Source organism: Kitasatospora sp. NPDC091335 (genome assembly GCF_044757205.1).
Lineage (GTDB): Bacteria > Actinomycetota > Actinomycetes > Streptomycetales > Streptomycetaceae > Kitasatospora.
The window spans coordinates 158412-176980 of record NZ_JBIVUM010000001.1 but is presented as its reverse complement, the minus strand read 5'-3'; the positions used below and the strand labels follow the sequence as shown (position 1 = coordinate 176980).

The 18569-nt window shown below is 71.6% G+C and carries 21 protein-coding genes; 6 read left to right on the top strand and 15 right to left on the bottom strand.

Annotated features, from left to right (window positions below; all coding sequences use genetic code 11):
• Positions 1-3: 3 nt before the first annotated feature.
• On the bottom strand, positions 4-1386 hold the full coding sequence (locus tag ACIQOW_RS00775; protein WP_188298285.1) for a glycine--tRNA ligase: 1383 nt from the start codon (positions 1384-1386) through the stop codon (positions 4-6).
• A 191-nt stretch (positions 1387-1577) separates the two neighbouring features.
• On the opposite strand from ACIQOW_RS00775, the gene ACIQOW_RS00770 reads away from it, so the two are divergent.
• From ACIQOW_RS00770 to ACIQOW_RS00755, 4 genes are read left to right on the top strand one after another with little or no spacing between them, the layout of a single operon-like run.
• Positions 1578-2624, top strand: a complete 1047-nt coding sequence (locus ACIQOW_RS00770) for a metal ABC transporter substrate-binding protein (protein ID WP_401078090.1) — start codon at positions 1578-1580, stop codon at positions 2622-2624.
• Between the two features lie 14 nt (positions 2625-2638).
• Entirely contained in the window at positions 2639-3403 is a 765-nt protein-coding gene (locus ACIQOW_RS00765; RefSeq protein ID WP_401078086.1) for a metal ABC transporter ATP-binding protein, read from the top strand.
• The gene (locus tag ACIQOW_RS00760; RefSeq protein WP_401078083.1) at positions 3400-4329 is read left to right on the top strand and encodes a metal ABC transporter permease; all 930 of its coding nucleotides are present in this window, start codon (positions 3400-3402) and stop codon (positions 4327-4329) included. The genes ACIQOW_RS00765 and ACIQOW_RS00760 overlap by 4 nt, the downstream gene beginning before the upstream one ends.
• Before the next feature lie 35 nt (positions 4330-4364).
• The gene (locus ACIQOW_RS00755; RefSeq protein ID WP_188298282.1) at positions 4365-4775 is read left to right on the top strand and encodes a Fur family transcriptional regulator; all 411 of its coding nucleotides are present in this window, start codon (positions 4365-4367) and stop codon (positions 4773-4775) included.
• A 111-nt stretch (positions 4776-4886) separates the two neighbouring features.
• Here the strand turns inward: ACIQOW_RS00755 and ACIQOW_RS00750 are convergent, their stop codons facing one another.
• From ACIQOW_RS00750 to leuA, 4 genes are all read right to left on the bottom strand, one after another.
• The gene (locus ACIQOW_RS00750) at positions 4887-5720 is read right to left on the bottom strand and encodes an isoprenyl transferase (protein WP_401078079.1); all 834 of its coding nucleotides are present in this window, start codon (positions 5718-5720) and stop codon (positions 4887-4889) included.
• Between the two features lie 4 nt (positions 5721-5724).
• Positions 5725-6471 (bottom strand): DNA repair protein RecO, encoded by a 747-nt coding sequence (gene recO, locus ACIQOW_RS00745; protein ID WP_401078076.1) that lies wholly within the window; start codon positions 6469-6471, stop codon positions 5725-5727.
• 286 nt (positions 6472-6757) lie between these two features.
• Entirely contained in the window at positions 6758-7453 is a 696-nt protein-coding gene (locus tag ACIQOW_RS00740; protein WP_401078073.1) for a TerB family tellurite resistance protein, read from the bottom strand.
• A 250-nt stretch (positions 7454-7703) separates the two neighbouring features.
• Positions 7704-9500: a 2-isopropylmalate synthase gene (gene leuA, locus ACIQOW_RS00735; RefSeq protein WP_401078070.1), complete on the bottom strand. Its 1797-nt coding sequence runs from the start codon at positions 9498-9500 to the stop codon at positions 7704-7706.
• 340 nt (positions 9501-9840) lie between these two features.
• On the opposite strand from leuA, the gene ACIQOW_RS00730 reads away from it, so the two are divergent.
• Together ACIQOW_RS00730 and ACIQOW_RS00725 are read left to right on the top strand one after the other, a co-directional pair.
• Positions 9841-10863: a M4 family metallopeptidase gene (locus tag ACIQOW_RS00730; protein ID WP_401078067.1), complete on the top strand. Its 1023-nt coding sequence runs from the start codon at positions 9841-9843 to the stop codon at positions 10861-10863.
• A gap of 157 nt (positions 10864-11020) precedes the next feature.
• Entirely contained in the window at positions 11021-11287 is a 267-nt protein-coding gene (locus ACIQOW_RS00725; RefSeq protein ID WP_188298276.1) for a protealysin inhibitor emfourin, read from the top strand.
• Between the two features lie 169 nt (positions 11288-11456).
• On the opposite strand, the gene ACIQOW_RS00720 is transcribed toward ACIQOW_RS00725, so the two are convergent.
• The 10 genes from ACIQOW_RS00720 to ACIQOW_RS00675 all read right to left on the bottom strand — a co-directional run bounded on the left by ACIQOW_RS00720 (position 11457) and on the right by ACIQOW_RS00675 (position 18551).
• Entirely contained in the window at positions 11457-12437 is a 981-nt protein-coding gene (locus ACIQOW_RS00720) for a GTPase Era (protein ID WP_401078062.1), read from the bottom strand.
• 70 nt (positions 12438-12507) lie between these two features.
• Positions 12508-12684, bottom strand: a complete 177-nt coding sequence (locus ACIQOW_RS00715) for a hypothetical protein (protein WP_188298274.1) — start codon at positions 12682-12684, stop codon at positions 12508-12510.
• A 187-nt stretch (positions 12685-12871) separates the two neighbouring features.
• Positions 12872-13225: a cytidine deaminase gene (locus tag ACIQOW_RS00710; protein ID WP_188298273.1), complete on the bottom strand. Its 354-nt coding sequence runs from the start codon at positions 13223-13225 to the stop codon at positions 12872-12874.
• 28 nt (positions 13226-13253) lie between these two features.
• Entirely contained in the window at positions 13254-13802 is a 549-nt protein-coding gene (locus ACIQOW_RS00705) for a DUF4383 domain-containing protein (protein ID WP_401078057.1), read from the bottom strand.
• Positions 13803-13828: 26 nt separating this feature from the next.
• Entirely contained in the window at positions 13829-14065 is a 237-nt protein-coding gene (locus ACIQOW_RS00700) for a hypothetical protein (RefSeq protein WP_188298271.1), read from the bottom strand.
• Between the two features lie 33 nt (positions 14066-14098).
• Positions 14099-15421: a hemolysin family protein gene (locus tag ACIQOW_RS00695; protein ID WP_401078053.1), complete on the bottom strand. Its 1323-nt coding sequence runs from the start codon at positions 15419-15421 to the stop codon at positions 14099-14101.
• A 19-nt stretch (positions 15422-15440) separates the two neighbouring features.
• Complete coding sequence (ybeY, locus tag ACIQOW_RS00690; protein ID WP_188298269.1) at positions 15441-15935, bottom strand: rRNA maturation RNase YbeY; 495 nt, start codon at positions 15933-15935, stop codon at positions 15441-15443.
• A 14-nt stretch (positions 15936-15949) separates the two neighbouring features.
• On the bottom strand, positions 15950-16990 hold the full coding sequence (locus ACIQOW_RS00685) for a PhoH family protein (protein ID WP_401079751.1): 1041 nt from the start codon (positions 16988-16990) through the stop codon (positions 15950-15952).
• Positions 16991-17267: 277 nt separating this feature from the next.
• Entirely contained in the window at positions 17268-18191 is a 924-nt protein-coding gene (locus ACIQOW_RS00680; protein WP_401078048.1) for a ribonuclease Z, read from the bottom strand.
• 6 nt (positions 18192-18197) lie between these two features.
• On the bottom strand, positions 18198-18551 hold the full coding sequence (locus ACIQOW_RS00675; protein ID WP_401078045.1) for an HIT domain-containing protein: 354 nt from the start codon (positions 18549-18551) through the stop codon (positions 18198-18200).
• Between the last annotated feature and the right edge of the window lie 18 nt (positions 18552-18569).

Sequence of the window (18569 nt, the reverse complement as noted above, 5' to 3'; positions counted from 1 at the left end):
CGCCTAGCAGCCGATCAGCCGCGCGCCCAGGTACGCCTTGACCTGGTCCAGCGAGACCCGCTCCTGCGACATGGTGTCGCGGTCGCGGACGGTCACCGCGTTGTCCTCGAGGGTGTCGAAGTCGACCGTGACGCAGAACGGCGTGCCGATCTCGTCCTGGCGGCGGTAGCGCTTGCCGATCGCGCCGGCGTCGTCGAACTCGACGTTCCAGGCGGTGCGCAGGTCGGCGGCCAGGCCGCGGGCCTTCGGGGACAGCTCGGCGTTGCGCGACAGCGGCAGGACGGCGACCTTGACCGGGGCCAGCCGCGGGTCGAGCCGCATGCCGACGCGCTTCTCCATGACGCCCTTGGCGTTCGGCGCCTCGTCCTCGAAGTAGGCGTCGATCAGGAACGCCAGCATGGCGCGGTTGAGGCCCGCCGCCGGCTCGATGACGAACGGGAAGTACCGCTCGCCGGACTCCTGGTCGAAGTACTTCAGGTCCTGGCCGGAGGCCTCGCTGTGCACCCGCAGGTCGTAGTCGGTGCGGTTGGCCACGCCCTCCAGCTCGGAGAACTCGGTGCCGCCGAAGTTGAAGCGGTACTCGATGTCCACCGTGCGCTTGGCGTAGTGGGAGAGCTTCTCCTTCGGGTGCTCGAAGAAGCGCATGTTCTCGGTGCGCAGGCCGAGGCCGACGTACCAGTCCCAGCGCTGCTGGAGCCAGTACTCGTGCCACTCCTCGTCCTCACCCGGCTTGACGAAGAACTCCATCTCCATCTGCTCGAACTCGCGGGTCCGGAAGATGAAGTTGCCGGGGGTGATCTCGTTGCGGAAGCTCTTGCCGGTCTGGGCGATGCCGAACGGCGGCTTCTTGCGCGAAGTGGTCTGGACGGCCTTGAAGTTGGTGAAGATGCCCTGGGCGGTCTCCGGGCGCAGGAACGCGAGGCCGCTCGCCTCCTCGGTGACGCCGAGGTGGGTCTTCAGCATGCCCGAGAAGTCCTTGGGCTCGGTGAACTGGCCCTTGGTGCCACAGTCGGGGCAGTTGACGTCCTTGAGGCCGTTCGGCGGCGGGAAGCCGTGCTTGGCCTCGTACTTCTCCTCCAGGTGGTCGGCCCGGTGGCGCTTGTGGCAGGAGAGGCACTCGGTCAGCGGATCGTTGAAGGTCGCGACGTGGCCGGAGGCCTCCCACACCTCGCGGGCGAGGATCACCGACGAGTCGAGTCCGACGACGTCCTCACGGGCCTGGACCATCGCACGCCACCACTGGCGCTTGATGTTCTCCTTGAGCTCGACACCCAGCGGTCCGTAGTCCCAGGCGGCACGCGTGCCGCCGTAGATCTCGCTGCAGGGGTAGACGAAGCCACGGCGCTTGCTCAGGCTGACGATCGTGTCGATCTTGTCGGCGGCCACAGTGCTCTCTTCAGTACGTACGGCACGGTCAGGGCACGGCTGGTTACGCGTACCCGAATACCTCAGGTTACCGGCCATACGGGTACGTGATTCAAATCGGTATCGTCCGGCCGCCCCCACCCTCCGTCACCTTCCGTTCACCCGTCCGAGTGAGTTGACAATCATTTCCATCTAAGATGAGAATGATTGTCATGATGATCGGACTGACTCGACGACGCGCTCGCCGCTCCATAGCCATCGGCACCACCGCCCTCGCCGCCTCGCTGGCCCTCACGGCCTGCGGAGGCAGCGGCGGCGCCGCGGACGGCAGCGGCAGGCTGAAGGTCGTCGCGTCCTTCTACCCGATGGAGTACCTGGCCCAGCAGATCGGCAAGGAGCACGTCGCGGTCACCGACCTCACCGCGGCCGGCGTCGAGCCGCACGACCTGGAGCTCACCGCCAAGCAGGTCGGCACGGTCCAGAAGGCCGACGCGATCATCTACCTCAAGGGCCTCCAGCCCACCGTCGACCAGGCCGTCGCGCAGTCGTCCAGCAAGCACAAGATCGACGCCACCGCCGCCGCCCCGCTGGTCGACCACCACCTCGACGAGGGCACCGAGGAGGAGGGCCACGGAGGCGAGGGCCACAAGCACGAGGGCCCGGCCGGCGACCCGCACATCTGGCTCGACCCGACCCGCTACGCGGCGATCGCCAAGAGCGTCGGCGACGAGTTCGCCAAGGCCGACCCGTCCCACGCCGAGGACTACCGGAAGAACACCGACGACCTGGTCACCAGGCTCACCGCGCTCGACCAGGAGTTCCGGGCCGGACTGAAGGACACCGGGACGAAGACCTTCGTCACCAGCCACGCCGCCTTCGGCTACCTCGCCGACCACTACGGCCTCACCCAGGTCGCCATCAACGGCGTCGACCCGGAGTCCGAGCCCACCCCGGCCCGCCTGACCGCGGTGCAGAAGGCCGCCAAGGACAACGGCGTCACCACGATCTTCTTCGAGACCCTGGTCGACCCCAAGCTCGCCGACACCGTCGCCAAGGACCTCGGCCTCAGGACCGCCGTCCTGGACCCCCTGGAGGGCGTCAAGGACACCGCCAAGGACGACTACCTGTCCGTCATGAGGCAGAACCTGGCCAACCTCCAGGCCGCCCTCGGCGCCCCGGCCGCCCCCGCCGCGACCGACGCCACCACTCCGGCCGGGACCCCCGGAGCCGGCACCACCACCCCTGCCGCCACCAGCTGACGGGAATCCGCACCATGACCGACCCGATACCCCCGGCCGTCCGCCTCCGTGACGCCGTCGCCTCGCGCGGCGGCCGGCCGGTGCTGCGCGGCGTCGACCTCACCGTCCGCCCCGGCGAGGTCGTCGCCCTGCTCGGCGCCAACGGCTCCGGCAAGTCGACCACCGTCAAGGCCGTGATCGGCTCCGTCCCGCTGGAGCAGGGCACCCTGGAACTGTTCGGCACCCCGCGCCGCTCCTTCCGCGCCTGGCACCGGATCGGGTACGTCCCGCAGCGCACCACCGCCGCCTCCGGCGTCCCCGCCACCGTGCGCGAGGTGGTCTCCACCGGGCGGCTGCCGCAGCACCGGCTGCTGCCGTTCCGCCGCAGGGACCGCGAGGCGGTGGACCGCGCGCTGACCGCCGTCGGCATGCTGGAGCGGGCCGAGGACGGCGTCGCCGACCTGTCCGGCGGCCAGCAGCAGCGGGTGCTGATCGCCCGCGCCCTGGTCGGCTCCCCCGACCTGCTGATCATGGACGAGCCGATGGCCGGCGTGGACGCCGCCAGCCAGCAGGTGCTGGCCGACACCCTGCGCGCCGAGGTCGGCCGCGGCGCCTCCGTCCTCCTCGTGCTGCACGAACTCGGGCCGCTGGAGCCGCTGATCGACCGCGCCGTGGTACTGCGGGACGGCTGCGTCGCCCACGACGGCCCGCCCGTGCCCAACACCGGCCTGCACGCGCTGCCCGGCCACGACCACGTCCACCCGCACGCCGACCTGACCCCGCCGAGGCTGCTCGCATGACCGAGATGCTCTCCTACGACTTCATGCAGCGCGCGCTGCTCGCCGCCGTCCTGGTCGGGATCACCGCCCCGGCCGTCGGCATCTACCTGGTGCAGCGCCGCCAGGCGCTGATGGGCGACGGCATGGGCCACGTCGCGATGACCGGCGTCGGCCTCGGCTTCGTCTTCCAGACCAGCCCGGTCTGGATGGCCGTGCTGGTCTGCGTGCTCGGCGCCGTCACCATGGAGCTGGTCCGCTCGCGCGGCAACCAGCGCGGCGACATCGCCCTCGCGATGCTCTTCTACGGCGGCATGGCCTGCGGCAAGCTGCTGGTCTCGCTCTCCGCGCAGGCCGGGGCCGGCTCCCTGGAGAGCTACCTGTGGGGCTCCATCCTCACCGTCGCCCCCGCCGACCTGGCCGTCATCGCGGGGCTCGGCGCGGTGGTCATCGCGGTCACCGTCGGCCTGCGCCGCCAGCTCTTCGCGATCTGCCAGGACGAGGACTTCGCCCGGGTCACCGGTCTGCCGGTGCGCACCCTCAACCTGCTGCTCGCGGTGATGGCCGCGGTCACCGTCACGGTCGCCATGCGGGTGGTCGGGCTGCTGCTGGTCAGCGCGCTGATGGTGGTCCCGGTGGTCGCCGCCCAGCAGCTCACCCGCTCCTTCGCCGCCACCCAGGCCGCCTCGATCGCGCTCGGCGTGATCGTCTCGCTGGCCGGCGTCACCGGCTCCTACCACCTCGACGTGCCCTCGGGGCCGGCCATCGTGCTGCTCGCCATCGCGGTCTTCGCGGTGTTCAGCCTGCTCGCCGCCCCGCTCGCCCGACGGCGCCACCGCGGCGCGGCCGAGAACGGGCCGAAGGTCTGCGACGTCGAACTGCCGGAACAGGCCGCCTCCGGTCCCTCCGACACGACCACCCCTGGGCGGGGGGCCGGGCTGGCACAATGATGTGCGAGACGCCCACGACCCCAGGAGGACCCACGGTGACCACCGCAGGCCCGTCGCCGCGCGCCCGATCGACCCGGCAGCGTGCCGCCGTCTCGGCCGCCCTGGACGAGATCGCGGACTTCCGCAGCGCGCAGGAGCTCCACGACCTGCTCAAGCACCGCGGGGACTCCGTCGGTCTGACCACGGTCTACCGCACGCTCCAGTCACTCGCGGACGCCGGTGAGGTGGACGTGCTGCGCACCGCCGACGGCGAGGCGGTCTACCGCCGGTGCAGCAGCGGACACCACCACCACCTGGTCTGCCGGCACTGCGGTGCCACCGTCGAGGTGGAGGGCCCCGCGGTGGAACGCTGGGCCAACTCGGTCGCCGCCGAGCACGGTTTCAGCGACATCGCGCACACCCTGGAGATCTTCGGGACCTGCGCGGAGTGCGCCAAGAGGATCTGAGCACGGCCCGTACGAAGGAGAGGACCCACCGGGTAGCCGGTGGGTCCTCTCCTTCGTACGGGTCCGTCGTACGGGTCCGTCGTACGGGTCCGAGGCAGGTGCCGGAGCGCCTCAGCGCGGCGACGGGACGGGCGCGCCGACCTCGTTCGGGATCGCCCCGCCGAAGCGCCGGTCGCGCATCGCGTACTGCTCGCAGGCGCGCCACAGGTCACGCCGGTCGAAGTCCGGCCAGAGCACGTCCTGGAACACGAACTCGGCGTAAGCCGACTGCCAGAGCAGGAAGTTGGAGGTGCGCTGCTCACCGCTGGGGCGCAGGAACAGGTCCACGTCCGGCATGTCCGGGTGGTACATGTACCTGGCCAGGGTCTTCTCGTTGACCTTCTTCGGGTCCAGCTTCCCGGCCGCGACGTCCTGGGCGATCGCCTGCGCCGCGTCGGCGAGTTCGGCCCGGCCGCCGTAGTTGACGCACATGTAGAGCGTGACGGCGTCGTTGTCCCTGGTCTGCTCCTCGGCGACCTGGAGCTCCTGGACGACGCTCTTCCACAGCTTGGGCATCCGGCCCGCCCAGCGGATCCGCACGCCCATCGCGTCCATCTCGTCGCGGCGGCGGGCGATGACGTCCCGGTTGAAGTTCATCAGGAACTTCACCTCGTCGGGCGAGCGCTTCCAGTTCTCGGTGGAGAACGCGTACAGCGAGATGTTCTTGACCCCGAGCTCGATGGCGCCCTTGAGCACGTCCAGCACCACGGACTCGCCGACCTTGTGGCCCTCGGTGCGGGGCAGCCCGCGCTCCTTCGCCCAACGGCCGTTGCCGTCCATCACGATGGCGACGTGGCCGGGGACCAGCTCGCCGGGGATCTTCGGGGGCTGTGCGCCGCTGGGGTGCGGGGTCGGGGGGACGTACGCCCTCTGCTTGCCGCCGCCGAAGAGCCGTCGCGCTGCCATGTGCTCACTTCTCCACGTATCTCATCGAGCGGATGCCCCGCTCCAGGTGCCACTGCAGATAGGCCGCGACCAGGCCGCTGCCCTCCCGCCAGTACCGGGGCTCACAGGAATCGGCCGTCTGCCAGTCCCCTGACAACAGCGCCCCGAGCAGTACCAGTGTCTCAGGGGAGGGTACGGCACATCCGGGCACTCGGCAGTCCCCGCAGAGCACCCCGCCCGCGGGGAGCGAGAAGAAACGGTTCGGCCCCTCCAGGCCGCATTTGGCGCAGTCGGTGAAGCTCGCGCCGTACCCGTTCACCGCGAGCGAGCGCAGCAGGAAGGCGTCCATCACCAGGTGCGACTCGTGCAGTCCGGCCGCCAGGGTGCGCAGCGCGCCGACCAGCAGCAGGTACTGCTGGACGGCCGGTTCGCCCTCGTTCTCGGCGAAGCGCTCGGCGGTCTCCAGCATCGCGGTGCCGGCGGTGTAGCGGCCGTAGTCGGTGACGATCGAACCGCCGTACGGCGCGATGGTCTCCACCTGGGTGCAGAGCGGCAACCCGCGGCCGATCAGCTCACTCCCCCGGCTGAAGAACTGCACGTCCACGTGCGAGAACGGTTCCAGCCGGGCGCCGAACTTGGACTTGGTCTTCCGCACCCCGCGCGCGACCGCCCGCACCTTGCCGTGGTGGCGGGTCAGCAGGGTGATGATCCGATCGGCCTCGCCGAGCTTCTGCGCCCGCAGCACGACGCCGTCGTCCCGGAAAAGACTCATGGAGACCATTCTCCCCCACCCGGCACCGGTGCCGGACAGCCGTGTTGCCCGCACCGGGGCCGTGGGGGAGGACCACTGCGGTGCGGGTCACGGCGGGCCCGGAGGGGGGGAGTCCGGGCCCGTTTTGTGGGGGATTCGGAGTGGTCTGCGGGAATCCCGGTGTGGCGCCACCGGACTGTTCGTGCCGTCGGCTGATCCGTGCCGTCGGTCGTTCGCGCGGCCGTCGGTCGTGCGGCCCGCGGTCGTGCGGCCGGTCGTCCGTAGCGTCGACCGGTCGCGCCGTCGGCTACTTGTACGGTGCCCGGGTCGCCGCCTCCAGCAGCGCCCCGACCCTGGACTTCGGCAGGTCCAGGCACTGCCCGACCGCGGCCAGCGCGTCGCGCTCCTGCGGCAGGTAGCGCCCGTCGGCCAGCGCGATCCCCGCGCCCTGCAACAGCAGCCGCTCGCGGCCGTGGTGGGCCAGGTGCGGGGTGAGCGGTTCGAGCACCGCGTGCAGTTCGACGGCCAGCCCGCCGGACTCCCCCAGCCCCCGGCCGGGAGGTGCCCCCAGGTCGTGGGCTTCGTGGAGTTCACCGCCGAGCCCGGAGAGCGCGGCGAGCGCGGCCAGCACCTGGGCCTCGCCGCAGTCCTCGAACCCGGCCTCGCGCACCGCCGCGCAGGCCGCTTCGCGGGCCGCCCGGTGGGCGGTGCCGCCGGCCGCGAGCAGGGCCAGCGCGATGGTGTACTGCGCGTCCCGCAGCATCGCGCCGAGGCGCACGCTGGTGGGCTGCTCCAGGCTCTCGACGCCGTACCGGCCGTGGCAGCCGGTGCACTGCACACTGCCGATCACCGGTCCGAGCGGGACCACCGGGGTCCCCAGCAGCCGCAGCCACCGCCGGCCGTGCTGCCGGCGGTAGTTGCGGTCCCCGCCACAGCCGGGGCAGAAGAAGTCACCGAGAACGTCAGTCCGCCACCTCGGGCGAACACCCCACAACCTGGTCACGGCGCCACTCCCCAGACATGGCAGGCGGCCTGCTCGACAATGGGCAGGTCACGCGACCGGACACCGAGCCGTCCCACCGACCCGGCTTTCCGGTGGATCGATGTTGCCACGGTTACCGGCACGTGTCAGTACCTCGAACGGCTTCCGATCCGAAAAAATGTGGCGCAGGACACAGCGCCGGGCGCGGTGCGCGGCGGGCACGGCGAAGGGCCGCCCCGCGGGACGGCCCTTCGCACACCACCCTCGCGAATCAGTCGCGCTGCGCCCGGTTGACGGCGCTGATCATCGCCTTCAGCGAGGCCAGCACGGTGTTGCCGTCGATGCCGACGCCCCACCGCACCTTGCCGTCCACCGCGCACTCCACGTACGCGGCGGCCTGGGCGTCGCCGCCCTCGCTCAGCGCGTGCTCGGCGTAGTCCAGGACGCGTACGTCCACGCCGATCCTGGCCAGCGCGTCGGCGAAGGCCGAGACCGGGCCGTTGCCGGTACCGGTCATGGTCACCGGAGCGCCGTCCACCAGGGCCTCGGCGGTCAGCGCGTCCCGGCCGTCCTCGGTGGTCAGGGTGCGCGAGCCGCTCAGCGCGATCCGGCCCCACGGGTTGTCGGTGGTCGGCAGGTACTCGTCCTCGAAGACCCGCCAGATCTCGGCCGGGCTGACCTCGCCGCCCTCGGCGTCGGTCTTGGCCTGGATGATCCGGGAGAACTCGATCTGCATCCGGCGCGGCAGGTCCAGCTTGTGGTCGTTCTTCAGCACGTACGCCACGCCGCCCTTGCCGGACTGGCTGTTGACCCGGATGACCGCCTCGTAGGTGCGGCCGACGTCCTTCGGGTCGATCGGCAGGTACGGCACGCCCCAGGTGTGCTCCTCCACCGGCACGCCCGCCGCCTTCGCGTCCGCCTCCAGGACGTCGAAGCCCTTCTTGATGGCGTCCTGGTGCGAACCGGAGAAGGAGGTGTACACCAGGTCGCCGGCGTACGGGTGGCGCGGGTGCACCTCCATCTGGTTGCAGTACTCGGCGGTGCGGCGCACCTCGTCGATGTCGGAGAAGTCGATCCGCGGGTCGATGCCCTGCGAGAACAGGTTCATCCCCAGCGTCACCAGGTCGACGTTGCCGGTCCGCTCGCCCTGCCCGAACAGGCAGCCCTCGATGCGGTCCGCGCCGGCCATGTAGGACAGCTCGGCGGAGGCGACGGCGGTGCCGCGGTCGTTGTGCGGGTGCACCGACAGGCAGACGGACTCGCGGCGGGACAGGTGGCGCGACATCCACTCGAACTGGTCGGCCTGGACGTTGGGGGTGGCCCGCTCGACGGTGGCGGGCAGGTTCAGGATGATCTCGCGGCCCTCGCCCGGCTGCCAGACGTCCATGACCGCCTCGCAGACCTCCAGCGCGAAGTCCAGCTCGGTGTCGACGAAGATCTCCGGCGAGTACTGGTAGCCGAAGGCGGTGTCCTCGCCCAGCAGCTTCTCCGCGTACTCCATCACCAGCCGGGTGCCCTCGGTGGCGATCGCCTTGGTGGCCGCCCTGTCGTTGCGGAACACCACCCGGCGGAACAGCGGCGCGGTCGCGTTGTACAGGTGGACGGTCGCCCGCGGGGCGCCGACCAGCGACTCCACGGTCTTCTCGATCAGTTCCTCGCGGGCCTGCGTCAGCACCGAGATGGTGACGTCCTCGGGGATCGCCCCCTCCTCGATCAGCGACCGTACGAAGGCGTGGTCGGTGGCGCCGGAGGAGGGGAAGCCGACCTCGATCTCCTTGTAGCCCATCTTCACCAGCAGGTCGAACATCATCCGCTTGCGGGCCGGGGACATCGGGTCGATCAGCGCCTGGTTGCCGTCCCGCAGGTCGGTGGAGAGCCAGCGCGGCGCCTTGGTGATCACCTTCTCCGGCCAGGTCCGGTCCGGCAGGTCCACGGTGCCGAACGGCAGGTAGCGCCCGTACCGCATGCCGGACGGGCGCTGGCGCACCGAGGCGGCGGTGATCGGGGTGGGGCGGTCGACGAAGGGGCGGCCGGCGGGGACGGGCGCGGCGGAGTTCTGCTCGGTCATGGAGGTGACTCGGCTTCCTGTGATGCGTACTGCGGGCGGGTCCGGTGGTCGACACCTGGTCGACACCGACTGGCCGGCCTCTGCTGCCGCTCGCGATACACCGTCGGATCGCCGATTGCGCGCACAGCTCGTTCCCCGCGGCGAGGGTGCCGGCCCCTGTGGACTACAGGCCCTCGACGCGGCAGCTAAGAAGAAGCAGCCCGTTGCGCATGATGGCCCCAGCGTAACCCAGCGCCGCGCGCCCCCGAAGTGATCCGGGCTTCCGTTCCACTCCTTGAGACACCGGCCGGTCCCGTCAAAGGTGGTGACAACAAGTCATCGAGGCCTCACCCTGGGCGACATGACCGCAGCAGTGCCGCTCTGCACGATCGTCCCGCCGTACGTCCTGGACCACCTCGCCGAGGCCGGTCACGAGCCCGCCGTCCACTCCCTCGCCCTCGACGCCGCGCACCGCGCGGCCCGCCTCGCCCCGCCCCCGGCCGTCGCCGGCGCCCCCGGCCTCAGCAGGGTGGTCTGCGACGCCGCCCACGGCCAGCGGCTGCCCGGCCGCCGGGTGCGCGCCGAGGGGCAGGGCGCGTCCTCCGACAGCTCCGTCAACCGCGCCTACGACGGCCTGGGCGCCACCTTCGCGCTCTACGCCGACGCCTTCGGCCGGCACTCGATCGACGACCGTAACCTGCGGCTGGACGCCAGCGTCCACTACGGCCGCGACTACGACAACGCCTTCTGGAACGGCCACCAGATGGTCTTCGGCGACGGCGACAACGTGGTGTTCGGCGACTTCACCGCCTGCATCGACGTCATCGGCCACGAACTCACCCACGGCGTCACCCAGTTCACCGCCGGCCTGGACTACCAGGACCAGCCCGGCGCGCTCAACGAGTCGGTCTCCGACGTCTTCGGCTCGCTGGTCAAGCAGTACGCGCTGCACCAGGGCGCCGCCGACGCCGACTGGCTGATCGGCGCCGGGCTGCTCGCCCCCGGTGTCCAGGGCGTGGCACTGCGCTCGATGAAGGCGCCCGGCACCGCCTACGACGACCCGCGGCTCGGCAAGGACCCGCAGCCCGCGCACATGCGGGACTACGTGGACACCTCCCAGGACAACGGCGGGGTGCACATCAACTCCGGCATCCCCAACCACGCGTTCTACCTGCTGGCCACCGCGCTCGGCGGCTCGGCCTGGGAGCGCGCGGGGCGGATCTGGTACGACGCGCTGACCGGGCGCACGCTGCCCGCCGACGCCGACTTCACCGCCTTCGCCCGGGCCACCGTGGCCGCCGCCGGGGCCCGCTACCCCGGCGACCGGTCGGTGGTGGACACCGTCACGGCCTCCTGGGCGCAGGTCGGGGTCAGCCCGGGGTGACGGCGCCCGGCGGCCCGGGCGGTCGGCGGCCCGCGGGTGGCGCTCCGGGGGCGGCGGTCCGGGCCCGGTGATGGTTGAGACCGGGTTGAGGCGGGCTTAAGGTCACGGTCCGGGAAAAGCCCGGCAAACCCCCTCCCCGGGTAGCACCATGGACACCATGCGTATCCAGGTGACCCGGACCGGCGGCTTCGCGGGGATCGTCCGCCATGCGGAGATCGACACCGCCGACCGCACGGACGCCCCGCACGTGCACGCACTCGCCCGCGAGGCCGTCGCGGGCGGGCTGCGCGCGCCCTCGTACGGGGTGCCGGACGGCTTCCACTACGAGATCACCGTCGACGGCCGGACGGTGCACTGCGCCGACCCGAAGCTCACCGACTCGCAGCGCGAGCTGGTCTCCCTGGTGCTGCGCGAGGGCGCCTAGCGCCGGGAAGGGGCCGGGCGGCCCCCCGCCTGACGCCCCGTGGGGCCGGACCGACGACACGGGCCCGGCCGGACGCGAAACGTCCGGCCGGGCCCTCGACGGTCCCGCCGTGGTGAACTCCCCCGTCAGGGGCCGTGGTTCACGAGCCCCCGGTCCGGAAGCCCCCGGTTCAGAAGCCCAGCTTGCGCAGTTGCTTGGGGTCGCGCTGCCAGTCCTTGGCGACCTTGACGTGCAGGTCCAGGTAGACCGGCGTGCCGAGCAGCGCCTCGATGTGCTTGCGGGCGGTGGTGCCGACGTGCTTCAGCCGCGCGCCCTTGGCGCCGATCACGATCGCCTTCTGGCTCTGCCGCTCGATGTAGACGTTGGCGTGGATGTCCAGCAGCGGGCGGTCCGCCGGGCGGCCCTCGCGCGGGAGCATCTCCTCGACCACGACGGCCAGCGAGTGCGGCAGTTCGTCGCGCACGCCCTCCAGCGCGGCCTCGCGGATCAGCTCGGCGACCATGACCTGCTCGGGCTCGTCGGTGAGGTCACCCTCCGGGTAGAGCTGGTCGCCCTCCGGCAGCAGCTTGGTGAGCAGGTCGGCGACCAGTTCGACCTGGCCGGCCCCTCGCCCACCACCACCCTTGTCCGAGGGACTGCGTCCCGCTGCCTGACCACCCACGGCGGAGACCGGGATGATCTCGTCCCACTCGAAGCCCAGCTCGATGCCGAGCTGGTGGATCGCGATCAGCTGCTCGGCCAGGCGCTTGGAGTCGACCAGGTCGGTCTTGGTGACGATGGCGACCTTCGGGGTCTTCTTGATCCCGGCGATCTCCTTGGCGATGAACTTGTCGCCGGGGCCGATCTTCTGGTCGGCGGGCAGGCAGAAGCCGATCACGTCGACCTCGGCCCAGGTGGTGCGGACCAGGTCGTTGAGGCGTTCGCCGAGCAGGGTGCGCGGCTTGTGCAGACCGGGGGTGTCGACCAGCACGAGCTGGGCGTCCGGGCGGTGCACGATGCCGCGCACGGTGTGCCGGGTGGTCTGCGGGCGGTCGGAGGTGATCGCGACCTTCGTCCCCACCAGAGCGTTGGTCAGGGTCGACTTGCCCGCGTTGGGCCGGCCGACGAAGCACGCGAACCCGGAGCGGTACGAGGAGGAAGGGGCATTCATGGGCTCCATTCTCCCTGATCACCGGAGCCCCGCCGTCCGGGCCCGCCTCCGGGGGTTTCAGGACACCCGCTCAGCCCTTCTTGCCGCCCTTCCCGCCCTTGCCGCCGGTGGGGATCAGCGAGACCACCACCAGCGCCAGCAGGAAGCCGAGCGAGCCGAACAGCCAGACGTCCGACTTGGTCTCCTGCCACTTGCCCAGCCCCATCACGAACAGCAGCAGCCCGGCGAAGAACGCCACCGCCCCCATGCCCCCAGCCCCCTCACCGAGTCCACTCCCCCCGGTGAGATTATCTGCCGGGCACGGCCGAGGGCCATGCCGGTCGGCACGGTCGCCGAAGGCCCGCCACGGGACCCCCGACGGCCCCGTGCGGGCCTCCCCGCGCCGAGGCCCGTAGCAGCCCCGTACGGGCCCCGTGCGGGCCCCCCGCCGAGTCTCAGCGCGCCTCGGCGGCCACCCGCAGCGTCCCGTCGGGACCGGCCAGCAACACCGGCGTCCCGGCCCCGCCCAGGTCCCGTACGGCCGCCAGATCCGCCTCGTCCGGCTGCTCCGCCTCGCTCACCACGGCCGCCGCCTCCAGCGACCTGGCGCCGCTGGCCACCGCCATCGCCACCGCCGTCCGCAGGGCGCTCAGCCGCAGCGACTCCAGCGCGACCGTCCCGGCCACGTAGGTGCGACCGGTCTCGTCACGCACCGCGGCCCCCTCGGCGACGCCGTTGCGGGCGCGGGCCGAGCGGGCCAGGGTGATGATCTTCTTGTCTTCGGGGTCGAGCTCGACGATGTCACTCATGCCGCCGAGCATAGGCACCCGGCGCCGGTCAGTGGCCGACCGGGTGGGTCCGCCCCGGGTTCGGCCTGAGGACCTTGACGAAGGTCTTCGGCCCGGTCGGCCGCGCCTCCTCGTGCTCGGCGCGCTCGCGCCAGAACGGGTTGTCGTGCGGCAGGTGGCTGCTCACCCTGCCGTACATGCCGAAGGTCGTCAGGACGATCCCGAAGACGAACGCGAACAGCACGTTCGACATCCGGAAGTTGAGGATGTTGGCGTCCGGCCGCCCGAGCACCGCCAGGCCGTAGAAGCCGGACAGGACGAACAGCACGCCGACCGCCATGTTGAGGTTGGACGCGAAGTTCCCGCCGATCACCGCTCCCAGCACCAGGACCGCGCCCGCCACGATGGACAGGATGCTCAGCGCCCCGTTGGTCGACAGCCCGGCGATCCGGTCACCGTGGGTGGACAGGAAGCCGGAGTGGTCGGCCAGCCCCAGGCACCCGAACACGATCAGGAAGATCCCCCCGAGCCCCGCCCCGACCCGCCACACCAGGGCGAGTCGTCTGTCGACGGACGGCAGAGTGTCTTGCAGCTTCATGGCGACCTCCAGAGCTCGGCCATGGTCTAGCTGTAGGGATGGAGCTTCTCCATGTGCGGCGTCTCGTGCATGTAGAGCGAGCCGCACTGCTGGCAGCAGCGCAACCCGGTGCCCCACTCCTCCTCGGGCCGGGTCTCGGCGTCGTCGGACATGGTCCGGCCGCAGAGCGCCACCGACGGGTCCTCGTCCCGCACCACGTGCCAGGACTTGACTCCGCCGGCCGCCCCCTGCGGGCCGTACTCCGCGCGAAGTTTGTGCGTCATGCCCTCCATGGTCGCTCGGCGACCGCCCGCCCGCTACTCGCCCGGGGACTCCTCGGCGTCCTCGGCGCGGACGGGGGCGGCGACCATGGAGCCGATCCGGTTGCGCCGGCCCGCCGAGGACTCGGCGGTCAGCAGGATGCCGGTCAGGCCGCCCGCGACCGGCTCGGGCAGCGGGATCTCGCAGGCGGAGCCGGGGATCGGCACCCGGCCCAGGTGCTTGGCCAGCAGGCCGCCGACGGTCTCGACGTCCTCGTCCTCCAGCTCGATGCCGAACAGCTCGCCCAGGTCCTCCACCAGCAGCCGGGCGGTGATCCGGTACGAGCCGTCGCCGAGGTCCTCCACCGGGGCGATCTCCCGGTCGTACTCGTCGGTGATCTCCCCGACGATCTCCTCCAGGACGTCCTCGATGGTGACCAGGCCGGCCGTGCCGCCGTACTCGTCGATCACGATCGCCACGTGCGAGCGGCGCTGCTGCATCTCGCGCAGCAGGTCGCCGGCCGGCTTGGAGTCGGGGACGAAGACGGCCGGGCGCATCACCGCGCCGACCTCCTCGGACTCCGCCTCCCGGTTGATGTGGGTGCGGCGCACCAGGTCCTTGAGGTAGACGATGCCGACCACGTCGTCCTCGTTGTCGCCGACCACGGGAATGCGCGAGAAGCCCGAGCGCAGCGCCAGGGTGAGCGCCTGCCGCACGGTCTTGTGCCGCTCGATCATCACCAGGTCGGTGCGCGGCACCATCACCTCGCGCACGATGGTGTCGCCCAGCTCGAAGACCGAGTGCACCATCCGGCGCTCCTCGTCCTCGATCAGGTCGTCCTTCTCGGCGAGGTCCACCAGCGCCCGCAGCTCCGCCTCGGAGGCGAACGGCCCCTCCCGGTATCCCTTGCCCGGGGTCAGCGCGTTGCCGAGCAGGATCAGCAGCCGCGGGATCGGGCCCAGCACCGCGGCCAGCGGCAGCAGCACGAAGGAGGCCGCGGCCGCGGTGGTCACCGGGTGCTGGCGCCCGATCGTGCGCGGCGAGACCCCCACCGCGACGAAGGACACCAGCACCATCACGCCGAACGCCAGCAGCACGGCCTGCCAGGTCGGACTGACGTTGCGCACGCAGACCACGGTGACCAGGACGGCCGCCGCCATCTCGCTGGCCACCCGGATCAGGGTGGCCAGGTTGAGGTAGCGGATCGGGTCGGAGGCGACGGTCAGCAGCCGCGCGGAGCCGCGCCGTCCGCTGCGCACCGCCTCCTCCGCCCGGAACCGGGAGACCCGGGAGATGCCCGCCTCGGCGCACGCGGCCAGCCAGCCGAGCACGACGAGCAGCACGGCACCCAGGATGAAGCTCGTACTCTCACCACTCACAGGGGTTCGGGCTCCGCGCTCAGTGGGTGGTGGGGGCCGGGGAGATGCCGCCGAGGCCCCGGCCCGCCCGCCAGTCGTCCAGGATGCGCTTCTGGAGGGCGAACATCTCCTCCTCCTCCTCGGGCTCCTCGTGGTCGTAGCCGAGGACGTGCAGCACACCGTGCACGGTGAGCAGTTGCAGCTCCTCGTCCATCGAGTGCTTGGAGGGGGCCGCCTTGCCCTGCTGCTCGGCCACCTCGGGGCAGAGCACGATGTCGCCGAGCAGCCCCTGCGGCAGCTCCTCGCCGTCCTTGCCGGGACGCAGCTCGTCCATCGGGAAGGACATCACGTCGGTGGGTCCTGGCAGGTCCATCCACTGGATGTGCAGCTCCTCCATCGCCGCCCCGTCCACCAGGATCACGGACAGTTCGGACTGCGGGTGGATCCGCATCTTGTCCAGTGCGAAGCGGGCGACGTCGAGGATGGCTTCCTCGTCGGCCTCCCAACCGGACTCGTTGGCGATGTCGATCGACATGACGGGCTCTGTGCTCAGCTTTCGGTGCGATGGGACTGTCGGGGTGCGCGGGGTGCGCGGGGTGCGGCGGCCTTGCCGGGCCGCCGCTGGGCGGGCTTGCGGGCCGCCGGGGCGGGCTCCTCGGCCTCCTGGCGGGCGTCCCAGCGCTCGTAGGCGTCCACGATCCGGCCGACCAGCTTGTGGCGGACCACGTCGGTGCTGGTGAGGACGGAGAAGTGGATGTCCGGCACGCCGGCCAGGATCTCCTGGACCACCTTGAGGCCGCTGCGGGTGCCGCCCGGGAGGTCGATCTGGCTGGTGTCGCCGGTGACCACCACCCGGGAGTTGAACCCGAGGCGGGTGAGGAACATCTTCATCTGCTCGGGCGAGGTGTTCTGGGCCTCGTCGAGGATGATGAAGGCGTCGTTGAGGGTGCGACCGCGCATGTACGCGAGCGGGGCGACCTCGATAGTGCCGGCCGCCATCAGGCGCGGGATGGAGTCCGGGTCCATCATGTCGTGCAGCGCGTCGTACAGCGGGCGCAGGTACGGGTCGATCTTCTCGTAGAGGGTGCCGGGCAGGAAGCCCAGCCGCTCCCCCGCCTCGACCGCGGGACGGGTCAGGATGATCCGGTTGACCTCCTTGGCCTGGAGGGCCTGGACGGCCTTGGCCATCGCGAGGTAGGTCTTGCCGGTACCGGCGGGGCCGAGGCCGAAGACGATCGTGTGCTTGTCGATCGCCTCGACGTAGCGCTGCTGGTTGAGGGTCTTCGGGCGGATCGTGCGGCCCCGGTTGGACAGGATGTTCGCGGTGAACACCTGCGAGGGGGCCGGGCTGTCCGGGTCCTCCTCCTGGCTGCGGAGCATGGCGATGGAGCGCTCCACGGAGTCCTCCGTCAGGGGCTGGCCGGTGCGCAGCACCAGCATCATCTCGTTGAAGAGCCGCTGGACGAGGGCGACCTCGGCCCGGGCTCCGGTGGCGGTCACCTCGTTGCCGCGCACGTGGATGTCGGCGGCGGGGAAGCCCTGTTCGATCACGCGCAGCAGCGAGTCCGCGGCACCGAGCAGGGTGACCATCGGGTGCTTCTCGGGGATGACGAACCGGGCGCTGACGCGGCCGTCGTCGGCGGGTTCGGGGCGCGACTGTCCGTTCGTACGGGTCTGCGATGTGTCACTCATAGGTCGGCGCGGGGCCTGCCTCATCCCATCCGTGGTCTCGTGTGCCGCTCGGTGTCTCCGGGGCACCAGGGTACGCCGCGAGCGTGGTCGCCGTGGCGGGCGGCGGGGCCGCACCCGTCGATGCTGCGGCAGTTCGGGGAGCGACGCGAACCCTTTTTCCGGCCGTTCACGGCGTTCACGCCGGGCGGCGGGGCGGGACGGGCACCCGGTCGAGGTCGGCGGCCAGCACCAGCTCCCCGTCGAAGTGCCTGCGGGCGTCGGCCAGGTGCCCGCCGAGGTCCGGGTAGCGCTGGGAGAAGTGGGTCAGCACCAGGGTGCGCACCCCGGCCTCGGTGGCGACCTTGGCGGCCTGCCCGGCGGTGAGGTGGCCGTGCTCCTCGGCGAGGCGGGCGTCGGCGTCGGTGAACGTCGCCTCGACCACCAGCAGGTCGGCGCCCTCGGCGAGCCGGTGCACGCCCTCGCACAGCCGGGTGTCCATCACGAAGGCGAACTTCTGGCCCGGCCGCGGCTCGCTGACCTGCTCCAGGGTCACCGTGCGGCCGTCCGCCTCGATCGCGCCCTCGTGCTGGAGCCGGCCCACCGCCGGGCCGCGCACGCCGAGCGCGGCGAGCCGCTCCGGCACCAGCCGGCGGCCGTCCGGCTCGGACAGCCGGTAGCCGAAGGACTCGACGGGGTGGTCCAGCCGGACGGCGTCCAGCGCGAAGCGGGCGCCGGGCGCGGGCAGCGGCCCCGGCTCGTCGATCGGCCGGGGCCGCAGCACGGCCGTCTCGTGGTAGGCGGTGGAGTGCCGCAGCCGCTCGAAGTAGACCTCGCCGGAGGCCGGGAAGTAGACGTCGACCGGGTGCGGGACCCGGTCGAGGTTGATCCGCTGGATCACCCCGGCGAGGCCCAGGCAGTGGTCCCCGTGGAAGTGGGTCACCGCGATCCGGGTGATCTGGGTGGCCGTGACCCCGGCGTGCAGCATCTGGCGCTGGGTGCCCTCGCCGGGGTCGAACAGCAGGCCCTCGCCGTCCCAGCGCAGCAGGTAGCCGTTGTGGTTGCGGTGCCGGGTGGGCACCTGGCTGGCGGTGCCGAGGACGACGAGTTCGCGCTGGGACACCTGGGATCAGACCATGCTCTCGGTCATGGGCTTGCCGCCGAGCACGTGGACGTGTGCGTGGAAGACGGTCTGCCCGGCGCCCGCACCGGTGTTGAAGATCAGCCGGTAGTCCTCGACGCCCTCGTCCCTGGCCACCGCGCCCGCCTCGGCGAGCAGTTCGGCGGCGGCCTCCGGCTCGGCGGCGGCCAGCGCGGCGGCGTTCGGGAAGTGGACGTGCGGGATGACCAGCACGTGCAGGGGCGCCTTGGGGGCGATGTCCCGGAAGGCGAGGGTGCGTTCGGTCTTGCGCACCACCGTCGCGGGGATCTCGCCCGCCACGATCTTGCAGAACACGCAGTCGGGCTGGGGCTCGCCGGCCATCGGCTACTCCTCGGAGTC